We start from the raw sequence: 13,126 nt of genomic DNA, 5'->3' as shown, positions 1-13,126 counted from the left end.
TATCGTCCGGCCCGAACCATGCCGGCCTCTCCTGCGCCGGAGATGCCCGCTTTCCAAGGAAGAACGATGACCACGCAAGACCTCGCCGCCCTCAAGTCCACCGTCGAAGCCGCCTTCGAGGATCGCGCGAATGTCAGCTCCGCGACGCAGGGCGCCGTCCGCTCCACCGTCGAGACGACGCTGGGCCTGCTCGACCGGGGCGAAGTCCGCGTGGCGGAAAAGATCGATGGCGACTGGGTCGTCAATGACTGGCTGAAGAAGGCCGTGCTGCTCTCGTTCCGCCTGAACGACATGGCCCCGATCCCCGGCGCGCCGAACGGCTCGACCTGGTGGGACAAGGTGCCGACCAAGTTCGAGGGCTGGGGCGCGGATGAATTCACCAAGGCCGGCTTCCGCGCCGTGCCGGGCGCCGTCGTGCGTCGCTCCGCCTATATCGCGCCGAGCGTCGTGCTGATGCCGTCCTTCGTCAATCTCGGCGCGTATGTCGATACCGGCACCATGGTCGACACCTGGGCGACCGTCGGCTCCTGCGCCCAGATCGGCAAGAACGTGCATCTCTCCGGCGGCGTCGGCATTGGCGGCGTGCTTGAGCCGCTGCAGGCGAGCCCGACCATCATCGAGGACAATTGCTTCATCGGCGCCCGCTCGGAAGTCGTCGAGGGCGTGATCGTCGGCGAGGGCTCCGTCATCTCGATGGGCGTGTTCATCAGCGCCTCGACCAAGATCGTCGACCGCGAGACCGGCGAGATCCATATCGGCCGCGTGCCGCCCTATTCCGTTGTCGTCTCCGGCTCGCTGCCGGGCAAGAACCTGCCGAACGGCCAGCCCGGCCCGTCGCTCTACTGCGCCGTGATCGTCAAGAAGGTCGACGCCAAGACCCGCTCCAAGACCAGCGTCAACGAACTGCTTCGCGACTAGATTGCAGATTGCCAAACACTCCCGCCCTGATAGGTTCAACGCCTATCGGGGTGGGGGCGTACTATGAGTTTGTGGCAGTTACTGTTTTCATTTCAGGGGCGGATTGCACGAACAAAGTTCCTGATTTCCATAATTCTGGTCAATGTATTATTGGCAGGTCTAGAGCTAGCTCTACACAAGATATTTTCCGTTGAGACCGACGATATTTTGTTTTGGCTGACGATAAGCATGATAAACGCAATGTTCGCTGCGTTTATATGGGCTGCTCTCGGCGTCAAACGACTGCACGACAGAAATAAGTCTGGCTGGTGGATACTGGCAATTCAAGTTGTCCCATCTCTGATCCTATACCCTGCGATCGAAGTCGCGCAGATGGGCGGCCCGTTGGCCACGATCGCCACAATCGTAGCCACAATCTCCATCGTGGTGCTCCTCTGGTCATGGATTGAGCTTGTCCATTTGCGCGGCACGCGTGGTGAGAACCGCTTCGGCCCGGATCCACTCGCCCCAACGTCTTCCACACCAGTTTCCGCCGAGCCCGGGCTTGCCTGACGCGAGAACGCGTGGCAACGAGATGGCATGCACCGCCATGATCCCATCCTCCTGTTGCAAGACCTCATCCGCTGCCCATCGGTAACGCCAGCCGAAGGCGGGGCGCTCTCCTATCTGGATGGCGTCCTGACCGAAGCCGGTTTCACGGTCGAGCGACCGGTGTTTTCCGAGGCCGGCACGCCGGACGTGGAAAACCTGTTCGCCAGCATCGGCAGCGGCGCGCCGCATTTCGTCTTTGCGGGCCATACCGACGTGGTACCGCCGGGCGACGAGGCGCATTGGCTGCATGGGCCCTTCTCCGGTGACATCGCCGACGGCATGCTCTATGGCCGGGGCGCGGTCGACATGAAGGGCGGCATCGCCGCCTTCGCGGCGGCAGCGCTCGATTTCCTGGCCGAGGGCGGGTTGCAGCAGGGCATGATCTCGCTGCTGATTACCGGCGACGAGGAAGGCCCCTCGATCAACGGCACGGTCAAGCTGCTCGACTGGGCGGCGAAGAAGGGCCACCACTTCGACGCCGCGATCGTCGGCGAGCCGACCAACCCCGAGCGGTTGGGCGACGCGATAAAAGTCGGCCGGCGCGGCAGCCTCTCCGGCACGATCACCGTGCAGGGACGGCAGGGTCATGTCGCCTATCCGCATCTGGCCGTGAACCCGATCCCGCAGCTGATGAAGCTGATCCGCCGGCTGACGGCGGAGGCGCTCGATCATGGCAATGAGCGCTTCGACGCCTCGAACCTCGAATTCATCGGTCTCGAGGTCGACAACAAAGCCTGGAACGTCATCCCGGCCGAGGCCAGCGCCCGCTTCAACATCCGCTTCAACGACGAGTGGAATCGCGACACGCTGGAGGCCTGGCTGATGAGCCGGCTGCAGGAAGCGGCCGGCAACGAGATCGACTTCGAACTTGAGCTAGTGCCGACCTGGAGTGCGTCGTTCCTGACCCATTCGGACAAGCTCATCGGCACGCTCTCGGACGCGGTCGAGGCTTCGACCGGCCGCCGGCCGGCGCTCTCGACCAGCGGCGGAACCTCGGATGCGCGCTTCATCAAGGACTATTGCCCGGTGGTCGAGTTCGGCCTTGTCGGGCAAACCATGCACCAGATCGACGAACGGGTATCCGTCGCCGATCTCCAGACCCTGACGGCAATCTATCGCGGCTTCCTCGACCAGTATTTTGCGTGACGGCGGCGGCCCTATGATCACCCCCTCCGCATCCAGCGCGCTGACGGGCGCGTTCGAGCTGTTTCTCGGCCGGCGCGAGGGGCTGACGCGTTTCGACTTCAGCGTCGACGGCTTCTGGCGCTCGTTCGGTGCCGTTCTCTACATGCTGCCGTTCTTCGCCATCAGCGTCGCCGTCGAGCATCGGCTGCGGCCGGAAGACGTCACCATTGCCGGTCCGACGGACGCGATCTTCCTCGTCTCGCGCGGGCTCGACCTGGTGCTCGACTGGATCGCCATGCCCATCCTGCTGGCGATCTTCGCCAGGCGGCTCGGCATCGCGCGCAGCTACGCCTCCTATATCGTGGTGCGCAACTGGGCCTCGGTGATCATGGCCGCGCCGCAGGCGGCCATCGCGCTGCTGGCCGGTCTTGGCGTGGTGCCGATCGAATTCGCCGCCGTCGTCTCGCTGGCGATCGTCGGCGTCATGCTGCGCTACCACTACCAGATCGTCGGCGCGACGCTCGGCAAGTCGGTCGGCTTCCGGGTCGGGCTGGTCGCGGCCGACCTCGCGCTAAGCCTCATCCTCAGCGGCATCTTCAGCCGGCTGTTCGGCGCCTGAGGCGGCATAGTCGACGCGAACGAGATAGAGCCCGCCAGGCGGCGCCACCGGGCCGCAGGCCTTGCGATCGCGCGCTTCCAAAACCTCGGCCACGCGGGCGACCGGCCAATTGCCCTCGCCGACCTTCTTCAGCGTGCCTACCATGGACCGCACCTGGTTATGCAGGAACGATCGCGCCGAGACCTCGAACAGAACCTGGTCGCCGTCGCGGCTTATGTCCAGCCGCTCCAGCGTCTTCATCGGGCTCAGCGCCTGGCAGTCGGCAGAGCGGAAGGTGGTGAAGTCGTGCCAGCCGAGCAGCGAATTGGCCGCCTGCTGCATCGCCTCGATATCGAGATGCTTGCGCACATCCCAGACGCGATTGATGTCGAGCGCGGCCGGGGCGCGGCGGTCGATGACGCGATAGATGTAATGCCGCTTCACCGCCGAATAGCGCGCGTCGAAGCTGTCGTCGACCGGCTCGGCCTGGAGGATGGCGATCGGCTCGGGGCGCAATTGCGCGTTCATGGCGTCGCGGATGCGCAGGCCCGACCAGGTTCCCGAGAGATCGAAATGCCCGACCTGCCCGGTCGCATGGACGCCCGAGTCCGTGCGGCCGGCACCGAAGGTCAGCACGTCCTCGCCGGTGAAGCGCTTGATGGCGGCTTCCAGCGACTGCTGCACGGAGGGCGCATTCTTCTGCCGCTGCCAGCCCGCATAGGGCGTGCCGTCATATTCGATCAGGATCCTGTAGCGTGGCATCGGCCGGCCTAGCCGACGAGAGCACCGGCTTCGACCGATGCTCCGCGCAGGAAGTCCACGGCGCGGAGCGGCTTGCCTCCGGCGCGCTGCACCTCGACAAGCCGGACGGCGCCGTCGGCGCAGGCGATGGTCAGTTGGTCGTCCAGCACCGTGCCCGGCGCGCCGGAGCCGGCAGCCCGCGTCGAGCGCAGCACCTTCACCCGCTCGACCTTGTCGCCAAACGTCATTTCGCACCAGGCGCCCGGGAAAGGCGACAGGCCGCGAATATGGTTGTGCACGTCGGCGGCGGGCTTCTGCCAATCGATCCGCGTCTCGGCCTTGTCAATCTTGGCGGCGTAGGTGGCGCCCTCCTCCGCCTGCGGCACGGCATCGAGCCCGCCGCGCGAGGCGGCGGCGAGTGCGCGCACCATCAGATCGGCGCCAAGCCGCGCCAGCTTGTCATGCAGGTCGCCGGTGGTGATATCGGGCGCGATCGCGATCTTTTCCGCCATGGCCACGGGGCCGGTATCGAGGCCCGCCTCCATGCGCATGACCATGACGCCGGTCTCGGCATCGCCGGCCATGATGGCGCGATGGATAGGGGCGGCGCCGCGCCAGCGCGGCAGCAACGAGGCATGCAGGTTGAGGCAGCCTTCGCGCGGCGCGTCCAGGATCGCCTGCGGCAGGATCAGCCCATAGGCGACGACCACGGCGACGTCCGCCTCAAGCGAGGCGAAGGCCTCCTGCTCGTCGGCGCTCTTCAGCGATTTCGGCGTGAAGACGGGAATGCCGAAGCGCTCCGCCGTCTCGTGCACGGGCGACTTGCGCTCGGCCATGCCGCGTCCGGCGGGACGCGGCGGCTGCGAGTAGACGGCGACGACCTCATGCCCTTGGCCGATGATCTCGACAAGCGTGGGCACGGAGAATTCGGGCGTGCCCATGAAAACGACGCGGAGGCTCATATCCGCCTCACATCTCGTCGGGGGTATGCGACTTGAATTCCGGCCGGACGCCCGTCTTGGCGGCCTTGACGAACTTCTTGATCACCATGTCGCGCTTCAGCCGGGACAGGTAGTCGATGAACAGCTTGCCATCGAGATGGTCGACTTCGTGCTGCACGCAGGTGGCCAGAATGTCGTCGGCCTCGATTTCCTGCAGCTTGCCGGCGCGATCGAGATAACGCAGGCGCACGGAAGCGGGGCGCTCGACCTCGGCATAATAATCCGGGATCGAGAGGCAGCCCTCTTCATAGACCGAACGTTCGTCGGAGGACGTCAGGATCTCGGGATTGATCAGGAACAGCGGCTCGGGCTTGCTGCCCTCTTCGCGGCCCGACACGTCGATGGTGACGATCCGGCGCGGCACGCCGACCTGGATCGCGGCGAGGCCGATGCCCGGCGCCTCGTACATCGTCTCCAGCATGTCGTCCATGAAGCGCAGCAGTTCGTCGTCGATGCGCTCCACCGGCTCGCTGACGAGCCTCAGCTTCGCGTCCGGCAGGGTGATGATGTCGAGTAGGGCCATGAAAACCTCAGATTGAGCCGTTTCAGATAAGAGATGCGGCGGGGTGGGTCAACGAGGAATGATGGAGGCCAAGCCCGGCCATGCGAGGCGTGTTCTTGTTTTGATCTCGTCTTGGCATGCGAATCTGGTATGAAGGGGCATGCAGGATGTCCTCTTCTTCGTCGGCGACCGGCCGATCTCCGTCGCCATGCTGATGCTGGTTGCCGCGGCGGCCGCCGTCCTGCTGCTTCTGCTCGTGCTGATCGTGGTGTGGCGCGGGATGAGCCGGCGCGACTCGGCAGAAGCCGAGCAGGCGATGCTGGGCGGCGAATTCGAGCGTCGGATCGGCGAGCTGGTGCGGATTCAGAGCGAGATGACCGGCCGCATGCAGACCATGGCGGAGGTGTTCGGGTCGCGCCAATCGGAACTGCTGCACGGACTGTCCAACCGCATGGACGGGCTCGGCCACCGCATCGGCCAGACCATGGTCGAATCGACCCGCAGCACCCATGAGAACCTGACCCGGCTGAACGAGCGCCTCGCCGTCATCGACACCGCGCAGCGCAACATCACCGAGCTTTCGAGCCAGGTCGTCGGGCTGCAGCACATCCTCGCCAACAAGCAGACGCGCGGCGCCTTTGGCCAGGCGCGGATGGAGGCGATCGTCCAGGACGGCCTGCCGATGGGCGGCTACCAGTTCCAGGCGACCCTCTCGAACGGCAACCGGCCGGATTGCGTCATCGCCTTCCCGAATGGCGCAGCCGGGCTCGTCGTCGACGCGAAATTCCCGCTCGAGGCCTGGAACGCGATCCGCGCCGCCGAAGGCCCCGAACTGACCCGGGCCGCCGAGGCGCAATTCCGCCGCGACGTGACCAAGCATCTGAAGGACATCGCCGAGCGCTATCTGATCCCGGGCGAGACGCAGGACACGGCCTTCATGTTCGTGCCGTCGGAATCGATCTTCGCCGACGTGCATGAGCGCTTCGAGGACCTGATCCAGGCCGCGCACCGGCTCCGGATCGTCATCGTCTCGCCATCGCTGCTGATGCTGTCGATCCAGGTCGTCCAGTCGGTGCTGAAGGATGCCGGCATGCGCGAGCAGGCGCATCTGATCCAGGGCGAGGTGATGAAGCTGATGGAGGATGTCGGCCGCGTGAACGACCGCGTCCTCAAGCTGAAGACGCATTTCGACCAGGCTTCCAAGGACATCGACGACATCCTGATCTCGACCCGCAAGCTGACGGCACGGGGCGCCAAAATCGAGGCGCTGGAATTCGGCGACGAGGGTTCGCCGGCCTATGACCGCCAGCCGGACCTGCTGGCCGGCGAATAGGCGTGGGCAGAGCGGCCATGAACACCCTGCGTGCCGCGGCCCTTTATTTCGCAGTGACCTTCGCGGCCGGCTTCGTGCTGGGCACGCTCCGCGTGCTGCTCATCGCGTCCCGATGGGGCGAGGTCGCCGCGGTCCTTCTGGAACTGCCCATCATGCTGGGCATCGCGTGGCTCGTCTGCGGCCTCACCCTGCGCCGCTTCGGCATATCCGCCACGAACCATCGGGACATCGGCATGGGCGCGATGGCCCTTCTGTTCCTCATCCTTGCCGAATTCGCGCTCGGCATCCTCGCCTTCGGCCGCACGCCCGCCGGCATCCTGGCGAGCTATGCGACGGCAGCCGGCGCGCTGGGCCTCGCCGGCCAACTCGTTTTCGTCGCCCTCCCCGTGGTCCGATGTCGATGGGGGCGTTTCCGGCCTCAGTAGCCGCGGCCATCCTTCAGAAACTCGATCTCTTCCGGCGTGGACTCGCGGCCAAGATCGGCATTGCGATGCGGGAAGCGGCCGAACCGGCGGATCAGGTCGCGGTGCTTCTCGGCATAGTCCACGAACGACCGATAGTCCTCCTTCTCAGCCTCGGGCACCTCGGCCAGAAGCGCCTCGTAGAGGTGGACCGAAAGATCCTGGTCGGCCCGTTCCTCGCTGTGCTCGAACGGCAGATAGAGGAAGACGCGCTCGATCGGCGCGAAGCGATCCGCTCCGCCCGCGATCAGCCGCCGCACCGCCGCCCGGGCGCGCGCGTCATAGGCAAAGGCCCGGCCGTCATCGCGGAAGAGATTGCGCGGGAACTGGTCGAGGAACAGGACGAAACCGATGGCGGCCGCCGGCGGCAGGGTTTCGAAGTCCCAGTCCGCATCCGCGACGGTGTCGAGATGATCGGCGAAGCGGGCGCGGATGGCGTCATCGGTGGCATCGCGGCGCGAGAACCAGACCTTGACCCGCTCGGCGAGCGGTTCGACGCCGGCGACCAGGTCCTCGAACCAGAAGCGGTGGGCCTCCAGCAGAATGGCGGGATCGGGTTGTTCGGTCGGCATGCTGCTTTCTCCCCGTAAGTCGCAAGTCTATGGACGAGCCTCCGCCCCCCGCGGGCGGGAAAGGCCCCGTCTGCCGCAGGGATAAGGCCATGGAGAGCCGGATGACGCCAGCCTTGCCGGCCTGCGGGCGCAGATCGAGGCGTGAGGCACTCCCTCAGAAGGGCGTGCGGGCGCGGATGGCGGCAGCGAGCGTGCCTTCGTCGAGATAGTCGAGTTCACCGCCCACCGGCACGCCATGCGCCAGCCGCGAAACCTTGACCGGCGTGCCGGTCAGGCGGTCGGTGATGACATGCGCCGTGGTCTGGCCGTCGACGGTGGCGTTGACTGCCAGGATCACCTCGGCCACGTCTCCGGTCGAGCAGCGCCGCACCAGCGAATCGATGTTGAGATCCTCCGGCCCGACGCCATCGAGCGGCGAGAGCGTGCCGCCCAGCACGTGATAGCGCGCCCGGATCGCACCGGCGCGCTCCAGCGCCCAGAGGTCCGAGACGTCCTCGACCACGACGATCGTCTTCTCGTCGCGCGTGACATCGGTGCAGATCGTGCAGGGATCCGACGTATCGATGTTGCCGCAGACCGAGCAGGTGAGAATCCGTTCGGCCGCGACCGTCATCGCGCCGGCCAGCGGCACCAGCAGTTGGTCCTTCTTCTTGACCAGCGCCAGCGCCGCGCGCCGGGCCGAACGCGGCCCAAGCCCAGGCAGCCGCGCCAGCAGCTGGATCAGGCGTTCGATCTCGGGACCGGCAGTGCTGCGGGACATTTTTCTACTTGGATTCGCGGACCGAAAAGGGCGAACGCAAACGCACCCGCCCCCTCTCCATCAAACTAGAACGGCAGCTTCAGGCCGGCCGGCAGGCCGAGGCCGCCCGTCAGGGCTTCCATCTTTTCGGCCATGGTGCGCTCGGCCTTGGCACGCGCATCGGCATGGGCGGCGGCGATCAGGTCTTCCAGGATCTCGACCTCTTCCGGCTTCAGCAGCGACGGATCGATCGAGAGCTTGCGCAGGTCACCCTTGGCGGTCATCACCACGGTCACGAGGCCGGCGCCGGCCGAACCTTCGACTTCGATGTTGGCGACTTCGGCCTGCATGTCCTGCATCTTGGACTGCAGTTCCTTGGCCTTGCTCATCATGCCGAGAATGTCGCGCATGCGGGTTCTCCTGGTTCGAAGGGTCAAAAAATGGATGGATCAGTCGTCGTCGGGATCGGGCGCTTCGTCCGGATTGTCGACCGGAACGGCCGGCGACGGCAGGCCCTCCGGCTCCTCGGCGCCGCGGATCTGGATGTCGACGATCTTGGCGCCGGGAAAGCGCGATAGCACCGCCGCGACCAGTGGGTCGGCTGCGGCGTCCGAGCGCGCCTTGTCCTTGGCGAAGGCGCGCGCCTCGGCAATCGTCGGCTCGGTCGATCCCTTGCCGAGCGCCACGACCCAGCGATCGCCGGTCCAGTCGGAGAGCTTGCGGCCGAGATCCTGCGCCAGCGTGCGCGGCGCGTCCTCGGTCGGCTCGAATTCGAGCAAGCCGGGCTCGAAACGGATCGGCTTGACCTGCTGTTCCAGCGCCAGCTTGAGCGGGATATCGCGCTTCAGTCCGACATAGGCGACGAGATCCTCGAACCGCTGGAAGCGGATCGCCGGCTCGGCCTTGGCCTGCGGCGCGCTCGCGGGCTGAGCCATCGTCGCAGTGGCCGGAATCGGCGAGGTATTGGTGATCGTGCGCATCTGGCCGATCGGCCCGCCACCCGAACCACCCGCCCCCTGCGGCGCGGATGGCGGCTGATGCGAAACCTGCGGCGTCGCGCCGCCGCCCGAGGAGGCGGCCGGGAAATTGCCGCTCTTCAGCAGACGCAGCGCCTCGTCCGGCGTCGGCAGATCGGCGGCGTGGGCGATGCGGATCAGCACCATGTCGGCGGCGGCCAGCGGCCGGCTCGAACTGGAGACTTCCTCGATGCCCTTCAAGAGCATCTGCCAGGCGCGCGCCAGGACGCGCAGCGACACGGTCTGCGCCAAGGCGCGCCCGCGAATCCGCTCGTCCTGCGGTAGGGCGGCGTCCTCGCCGCTGTCCGGCACCACCTTGAAGCGGGTCACCGCATGGGTGAACGCAGCAAGATCCTGCAGCACGACGGCGGGATCGGCGCCGATGTCGTATTGTTCCTTGAGCAGCGCCAGCGCTTCCGCGATGCGGCCACCCATCAGCCCCTCGAACAGATCGATGATGCGGGCGCGGTCGGCCAGGCCGAGCATGCCGCGCACGTCCTCGGCCGTGATCGCGCCGGCGCCATGCGCGATGGCCTGATCGAGCAGCGACAGCGAATCGCGGGCCGAGCCCTCGGCGGCACGGGCGATCATCGCCAGCGCGTCGTCGCCGATATCGACATGCTCTTTCTCGGTGATCGAGCGCAGCAGGCCGATCAACCGGTCCGATTCGATCCGTCGCAAATCGAAGCGCTGGCAGCGCGACAGGACGGTGACCGGCACCTTGCGGATCTCGGTGGTCGCGAAGATGAACTTCACATGCTCGGGCGGCTCTTCGAGCGTCTTCAGCAGGCCGTTGAAGGCCGCGCCGGACAGCATGTGCACTTCGTCGAGGATGTAGACCTTGTAGCGGGCCGAGACCGGCTTGTAGCGCACGGCCTCGATGATCTCGCGGATGTTGTCGATGCCGTTGTTGGAGGCGGCGTCCATCTCGAGCACGTCGACATGGCGGCCTTCCATGATCTCGGCGCAATGCACCCCGAGTTCGGGCATGTCGATGGTCGGCCGATCGACCTGGCCGGGAATGGAATAATTGAGGCCGCGCGCCAGAATGCGGGCCGTCGTCGTCTTGCCGACGCCGCGAACGCCCGTGAGCATGTAGGCCTGCGCGATGCGGCCGGTCTCGAAGGCGTTCTTGAGGGTGCGGACCATCGGCTCCTGGCCGACGAGGTCGTCAAAACTGCGCGGCCGGTATTTGCGCGCAAGGACGCGGTAGGCGCCGTTCGCGCCATCCTTCGGAGTGCTGGAAAGATCGCCGCCGTCCATGCGTCGCCGCTGCCGTCCCTGCTGTTCCATTTCACGCCGCCCTCGCGGGCAAGCCTCTTCGACCTTAGCACACGCGCAGGGGCGCGCCGTCTGATCATCGAGGCTGACGCGATGGCTGGGAAAAGGTAGGAGGCTGGCACGCGACCCGTGCCTTGGCTCGTTGGGGCTGCTTCCTTCCGGACCTGACCCGATTGGCGAGTGGCTCGTCCACCACCAACCTCCCGCGGAGACATATCGTCGTTCCCGATCGAAATGGCAAGCCCGAAGCGTGATCGGGGCTATCGCGATGAAAACGTCTATGGCGTAATCACCAGATTCATTTCGAGTCGACGCATGTCGGCCACCCTTCCGCACACCACAGCAGCACCATGACCCGCAATTTCTTTGATCGCTTGCCTCCCGTCGAGCCGAGCACGACCGTCGGCTTTTCCGGCAATACGCTCGACCGCCGCAGCGAGGCCCGCAACGAATCGACCTATGTCGCCGCGCTGGCCGATCCGAATGTGCGCGTGTTCCTTCTGCGCGGCGACGAGGCGATGATGCGCGCCGGCGGCACGTCGGAAAGCCTGTTCAGCCTGAAGGAAGCCAAGGCGCTCGGCGCGCTGATGGATGACGCCATCCTGCTCGGATGGCAGGATTCTTCGCCCCGCATCGCTGCGATCGTCGGCAACGACACCTCCTTCGACGTCGACGCCTTCCACGCCGTGCCGCTGCGGACGCTGGCGACCGCCGCCTACTCCGGCGGGATCCTGATGGATACCGTCGAGCCGGCCACGCTGGGGGCGCTCGCCCAGGCGCGCGCGCTGCTGCACTGGCATGCCTCGAACCGGCATTGCGGCCGCTGCGGTACCCGCTCCACCATGGCGCAGGGCGGCTATCGCCGCGACTGCCCGAATTGCGGACTGCAGAAGTTTCCGCGCACCGATCCGGTGGCGATCATGCTGGCCGTCGATGGCGAGCGTTGCCTGATGGGCCGCCAGGCGCGATTCGCACCGGGCACCTATTCCTGCCTCGCCGGTTTCGTCGAGCCGGGCGAGACGATCGAGGACGCCGTGCGCCGCGAGATCCAGGAAGAGGCCGGCATCCAGATCGGCCGGGTTGCCTATCATGCGAGCCAGCCATGGCCGTTCCCGATGTCGCTGATGATCGGCTGCATCGCCGAGGCGACCTCGACCGACATCGTGCCGGACACGGAAGAACTCGAGGATTGCCGCTGGTTCTCGCGTGACGAGACCCGCGCCATGCTGGACAGCGACCACCCGGACGGCCTCTCGACGCCGCCGCGCATGGCCATCGCCCACACGCTGATCCGCGCCTGGGTCGAGGCGGGTTGAGCGCGTAGGCGAAGCCCTCGCCCCACCCTTTTCCGCGGGCAGGCCGGGGGGCTCCGCGGCCCTCCTGTGTCAGGCCGCCGCCATCAGCGCGGCGGGACGACCTCGGCGCGGAAGGTCGCGGCCGGATAGACACCCAGGATCCGCATCTCGGCCGAGAAGAAGGCAAGCTCCTCCAGCGCATGGGCAAGGCCGACATCCTGCGGATGCCCCTCGACATCGACATAGAATCGCGTGGCCGAGAAGCGGCCGTCGAGTTGGTAGCTCTCCAGCTTCGTCATGTTGATGCCGTTGGTGGCGAAGCCGCCAAGCGCCTTGTAGAGGGCGGCCGGAATGTTGCGGACACGGAAGACGAAGGTGGTGATGACCGGACCGGCTCCGAAGGCCGCGTGCTCGGGCTCGCGCGACAGGATGACGAATCGCGTGGTGTTGTGGGCGGCGTCCTCGACGTTCTCGGCCAGGATGTCGAGGCCGTAGATCTCGGCGGCGAAGCGCGGCGCCAGGGCGGCGCGGGTGAGATCGTCGGTTTCCGAGATGATGCGGGCAGCCCCCGCCGTATCGCCCGCGACGACGGCGCGATAGCCATGTTCGCGCATGATGCGGCGGCATTGGCCGAGCGCATGGACATGGCTTTCCACCGTCTTGATCGTCTCGAGCGTCGCGCCCTTCACCGCCATCAGCTGGAAGCGAATCGGCAGGAAATACTCGCCGATGATGTGCAGGCCCGAATCCGGCAGCAGATGGTGGATATCGGCGACGCGGCCGGCGAGCGAGTTCTCGATCGGGATCATGGCGAGGTCGACGTCGCCGCGGGAGATCGCCTGGAAGCAATCCTCGAAGGTCGGGGCCGGCACGGCCTCATAGTCGGGATAGACGTCGGCGCAGGCGATATGGGAGTTGGCGCCAGGCTCGCCCTGGAACACGATCTTCTTCAT

General features: G+C 66.3%; 15 protein-coding genes and 1 other RNA gene. 7 read left to right on the top strand and 9 right to left on the bottom strand.

Going from position 1 to position 13,126, the window contains the following annotated elements:
- Nucleotides 1-66: 66 nt before the first annotated feature.
- The 4 genes from dapD to OSH10_RS20200 all read left to right on the top strand — a co-directional run bounded on the left by dapD (nucleotide 67) and on the right by OSH10_RS20200 (nucleotide 3,253).
- Nucleotides 67-918 carry a 2,3,4,5-tetrahydropyridine-2,6-dicarboxylate N-succinyltransferase gene (dapD, locus tag OSH10_RS20215; protein WP_266334059.1) on the top strand — a complete coding sequence of 284 codons (852 nt, stop codon included), beginning with the start codon at nucleotides 67-69 and terminating at the stop codon, nucleotides 916-918.
- A 63-nt stretch (nucleotides 919-981) separates the two neighbouring features.
- A complete protein-coding gene (locus OSH10_RS20210) occupies nucleotides 982-1,470 on the top strand; it encodes a DUF805 domain-containing protein (protein ID WP_266334057.1) in 489 nt (162 codons plus the stop codon).
- 27 nt (nucleotides 1,471-1,497) lie between these two features.
- Nucleotides 1,498-2,655, top strand: a complete 1,158-nt coding sequence (gene dapE / locus OSH10_RS20205) for a succinyl-diaminopimelate desuccinylase (RefSeq protein WP_266334055.1) — start codon at nucleotides 1,498-1,500, stop codon at nucleotides 2,653-2,655.
- Nucleotides 2,656-2,668: 13 nt separating this feature from the next.
- A complete protein-coding gene (locus OSH10_RS20200) occupies nucleotides 2,669-3,253 on the top strand; it encodes a hypothetical protein (protein WP_266334053.1) in 585 nt (194 codons plus the stop codon).
- Here OSH10_RS20200 and truA read toward each other — a convergent pair.
- The 3 genes from truA to def are packed head-to-tail and all read right to left on the bottom strand — an operon-like array spanning nucleotide 3,206 to nucleotide 5,497.
- The gene (truA, locus tag OSH10_RS20195; RefSeq protein WP_266334051.1) at nucleotides 3,206-3,994 is read right to left on the bottom strand and encodes a tRNA pseudouridine(38-40) synthase TruA; all 789 of its coding nucleotides are present in this window, start codon (nucleotides 3,992-3,994) and stop codon (nucleotides 3,206-3,208) included. The genes OSH10_RS20200 and truA overlap by 48 nt on opposite strands.
- An 8-nt stretch (nucleotides 3,995-4,002) precedes the next feature.
- Nucleotides 4,003-4,935: a methionyl-tRNA formyltransferase gene (gene fmt, locus OSH10_RS20190; RefSeq protein ID WP_266334049.1), complete on the bottom strand. Its 933-nt coding sequence runs from the start codon at nucleotides 4,933-4,935 to the stop codon at nucleotides 4,003-4,005.
- Nucleotides 4,936-4,942: 7 nt separating this feature from the next.
- Nucleotides 4,943-5,497: a peptide deformylase gene (def, locus tag OSH10_RS20185; protein ID WP_266334047.1), complete on the bottom strand. Its 555-nt coding sequence runs from the start codon at nucleotides 5,495-5,497 to the stop codon at nucleotides 4,943-4,945.
- 139 nt (nucleotides 5,498-5,636) lie between these two features.
- On the opposite strand from def, the gene OSH10_RS20180 reads away from it, so the two are divergent.
- Nucleotides 5,637-6,809: a DNA recombination protein RmuC gene (locus OSH10_RS20180; RefSeq protein ID WP_323181643.1), complete on the top strand. Its 1,173-nt coding sequence runs from the start codon at nucleotides 5,637-5,639 to the stop codon at nucleotides 6,807-6,809.
- Nucleotides 6,810-6,826: 17 nt separating this feature from the next.
- Nucleotides 6,827-7,234 carry a hypothetical protein gene (locus tag OSH10_RS20175; RefSeq protein ID WP_266334045.1) on the top strand — a complete coding sequence of 136 codons (408 nt, stop codon included), beginning with the start codon at nucleotides 6,827-6,829 and terminating at the stop codon, nucleotides 7,232-7,234.
- Here the strand turns inward: OSH10_RS20175 and OSH10_RS20170 are convergent.
- From OSH10_RS20170 to ffs, 5 genes are all read right to left on the bottom strand, one after another.
- Nucleotides 7,228-7,842 carry a DUF924 family protein gene (locus tag OSH10_RS20170; protein ID WP_266334043.1) on the bottom strand — a complete coding sequence of 205 codons (615 nt, stop codon included), beginning with the start codon at nucleotides 7,840-7,842 and terminating at the stop codon, nucleotides 7,228-7,230. The two genes, OSH10_RS20175 and OSH10_RS20170, sit on opposite strands and share 7 nt — an antisense overlap.
- 154 nt (nucleotides 7,843-7,996) lie before the next feature.
- Nucleotides 7,997-8,602 (bottom strand): recombination mediator RecR, encoded by a 606-nt coding sequence (recR, locus tag OSH10_RS20165; protein ID WP_266334041.1) that lies wholly within the window; start codon nucleotides 8,600-8,602, stop codon nucleotides 7,997-7,999.
- A 65-nt stretch (nucleotides 8,603-8,667) separates the two neighbouring features.
- Nucleotides 8,668-8,991, bottom strand: a complete 324-nt coding sequence (locus tag OSH10_RS20160) for a YbaB/EbfC family nucleoid-associated protein (protein ID WP_266334039.1) — start codon at nucleotides 8,989-8,991, stop codon at nucleotides 8,668-8,670.
- Between the two features lie 39 nt (nucleotides 8,992-9,030).
- Nucleotides 9,031-10,860, bottom strand: a complete 1,830-nt coding sequence (locus OSH10_RS20155) for a DNA polymerase III subunit gamma/tau (RefSeq protein ID WP_266334219.1) — start codon at nucleotides 10,858-10,860, stop codon at nucleotides 9,031-9,033.
- 125 nt (nucleotides 10,861-10,985) lie between these two features.
- An RNA gene (ffs, locus tag OSH10_RS20150) (signal recognition particle sRNA small type) lies at nucleotides 10,986-11,082 on the bottom strand.
- Nucleotides 11,083-11,228: 146 nt separating this feature from the next.
- Between ffs and nudC the strand changes: the two genes are divergently transcribed.
- The gene (gene nudC / locus OSH10_RS20145; protein ID WP_266334037.1) at nucleotides 11,229-12,194 is read left to right on the top strand and encodes an NAD(+) diphosphatase; all 966 of its coding nucleotides are present in this window, start codon (nucleotides 11,229-11,231) and stop codon (nucleotides 12,192-12,194) included.
- Nucleotides 12,195-12,277: 83 nt separating this feature from the next.
- Here nudC and OSH10_RS20140 read toward each other — a convergent pair whose 3' ends face one another.
- Entirely contained in the window at nucleotides 12,278-13,126 is an 849-nt protein-coding gene (locus OSH10_RS20140; RefSeq protein WP_266334035.1) for a prephenate dehydratase, read from the bottom strand.

This window comes from Kaistia defluvii (assembly GCF_026343955.1).
Taxonomy (GTDB): domain Bacteria; phylum Pseudomonadota; class Alphaproteobacteria; order Rhizobiales; family Kaistiaceae; genus Kaistia; species Kaistia defluvii.
Note: the sequence above shows the minus strand (reverse complement) of the source record. Positions and strands in the feature narration are given on the sequence as shown.

Coding starts and splice junctions, on each gene's coding strand:
- truA (WP_266334051.1), bottom strand. CDS start 3,994: ATGCCACGCTACAGGATCCTGATCGAATATGACGGCACGCCCTATGCG.
- OSH10_RS20175 (WP_266334045.1), top strand. CDS start 6,827: ATGAACACCCTGCGTGCCGCGGCCCTTTATTTCGCAGTGACCTTCGCG.
- def (WP_266334047.1), bottom strand. CDS start 5,497: ATGGCCCTACTCGACATCATCACCCTGCCGGACGCGAAGCTGAGGCTC.
- dapD (WP_266334059.1), top strand. CDS start 67: ATGACCACGCAAGACCTCGCCGCCCTCAAGTCCACCGTCGAAGCCGCC.
- OSH10_RS20140 (WP_266334035.1), bottom strand. CDS start 13,126: ATGAAGAAGATCGTGTTCCAGGGCGAGCCTGGCGCCAACTCCCATATC.
- OSH10_RS20170 (WP_266334043.1), bottom strand. CDS start 7,842: ATGCCGACCGAACAACCCGATCCCGCCATTCTGCTGGAGGCCCACCGC.
- nudC (WP_266334037.1), top strand. CDS start 11,229: ATGACCCGCAATTTCTTTGATCGCTTGCCTCCCGTCGAGCCGAGCACG.
- OSH10_RS20180 (WP_323181643.1), top strand. CDS start 5,637: ATGCAGGATGTCCTCTTCTTCGTCGGCGACCGGCCGATCTCCGTCGCC.
- recR (WP_266334041.1), bottom strand. CDS start 8,602: ATGTCCCGCAGCACTGCCGGTCCCGAGATCGAACGCCTGATCCAGCTG.
- dapE (WP_266334055.1), top strand. CDS start 1,498: ATGCACCGCCATGATCCCATCCTCCTGTTGCAAGACCTCATCCGCTGC.
- OSH10_RS20200 (WP_266334053.1), top strand. CDS start 2,669: ATGATCACCCCCTCCGCATCCAGCGCGCTGACGGGCGCGTTCGAGCTG.
- OSH10_RS20210 (WP_266334057.1), top strand. CDS start 982: ATGAGTTTGTGGCAGTTACTGTTTTCATTTCAGGGGCGGATTGCACGA.
- fmt (WP_266334049.1), bottom strand. CDS start 4,935: ATGAGCCTCCGCGTCGTTTTCATGGGCACGCCCGAATTCTCCGTGCCC.
- OSH10_RS20160 (WP_266334039.1), bottom strand. CDS start 8,991: ATGCGCGACATTCTCGGCATGATGAGCAAGGCCAAGGAACTGCAGTCC.
- OSH10_RS20155 (WP_266334219.1), bottom strand. CDS start 10,860: ATGGACGGCGGCGATCTTTCCAGCACTCCGAAGGATGGCGCGAACGGC.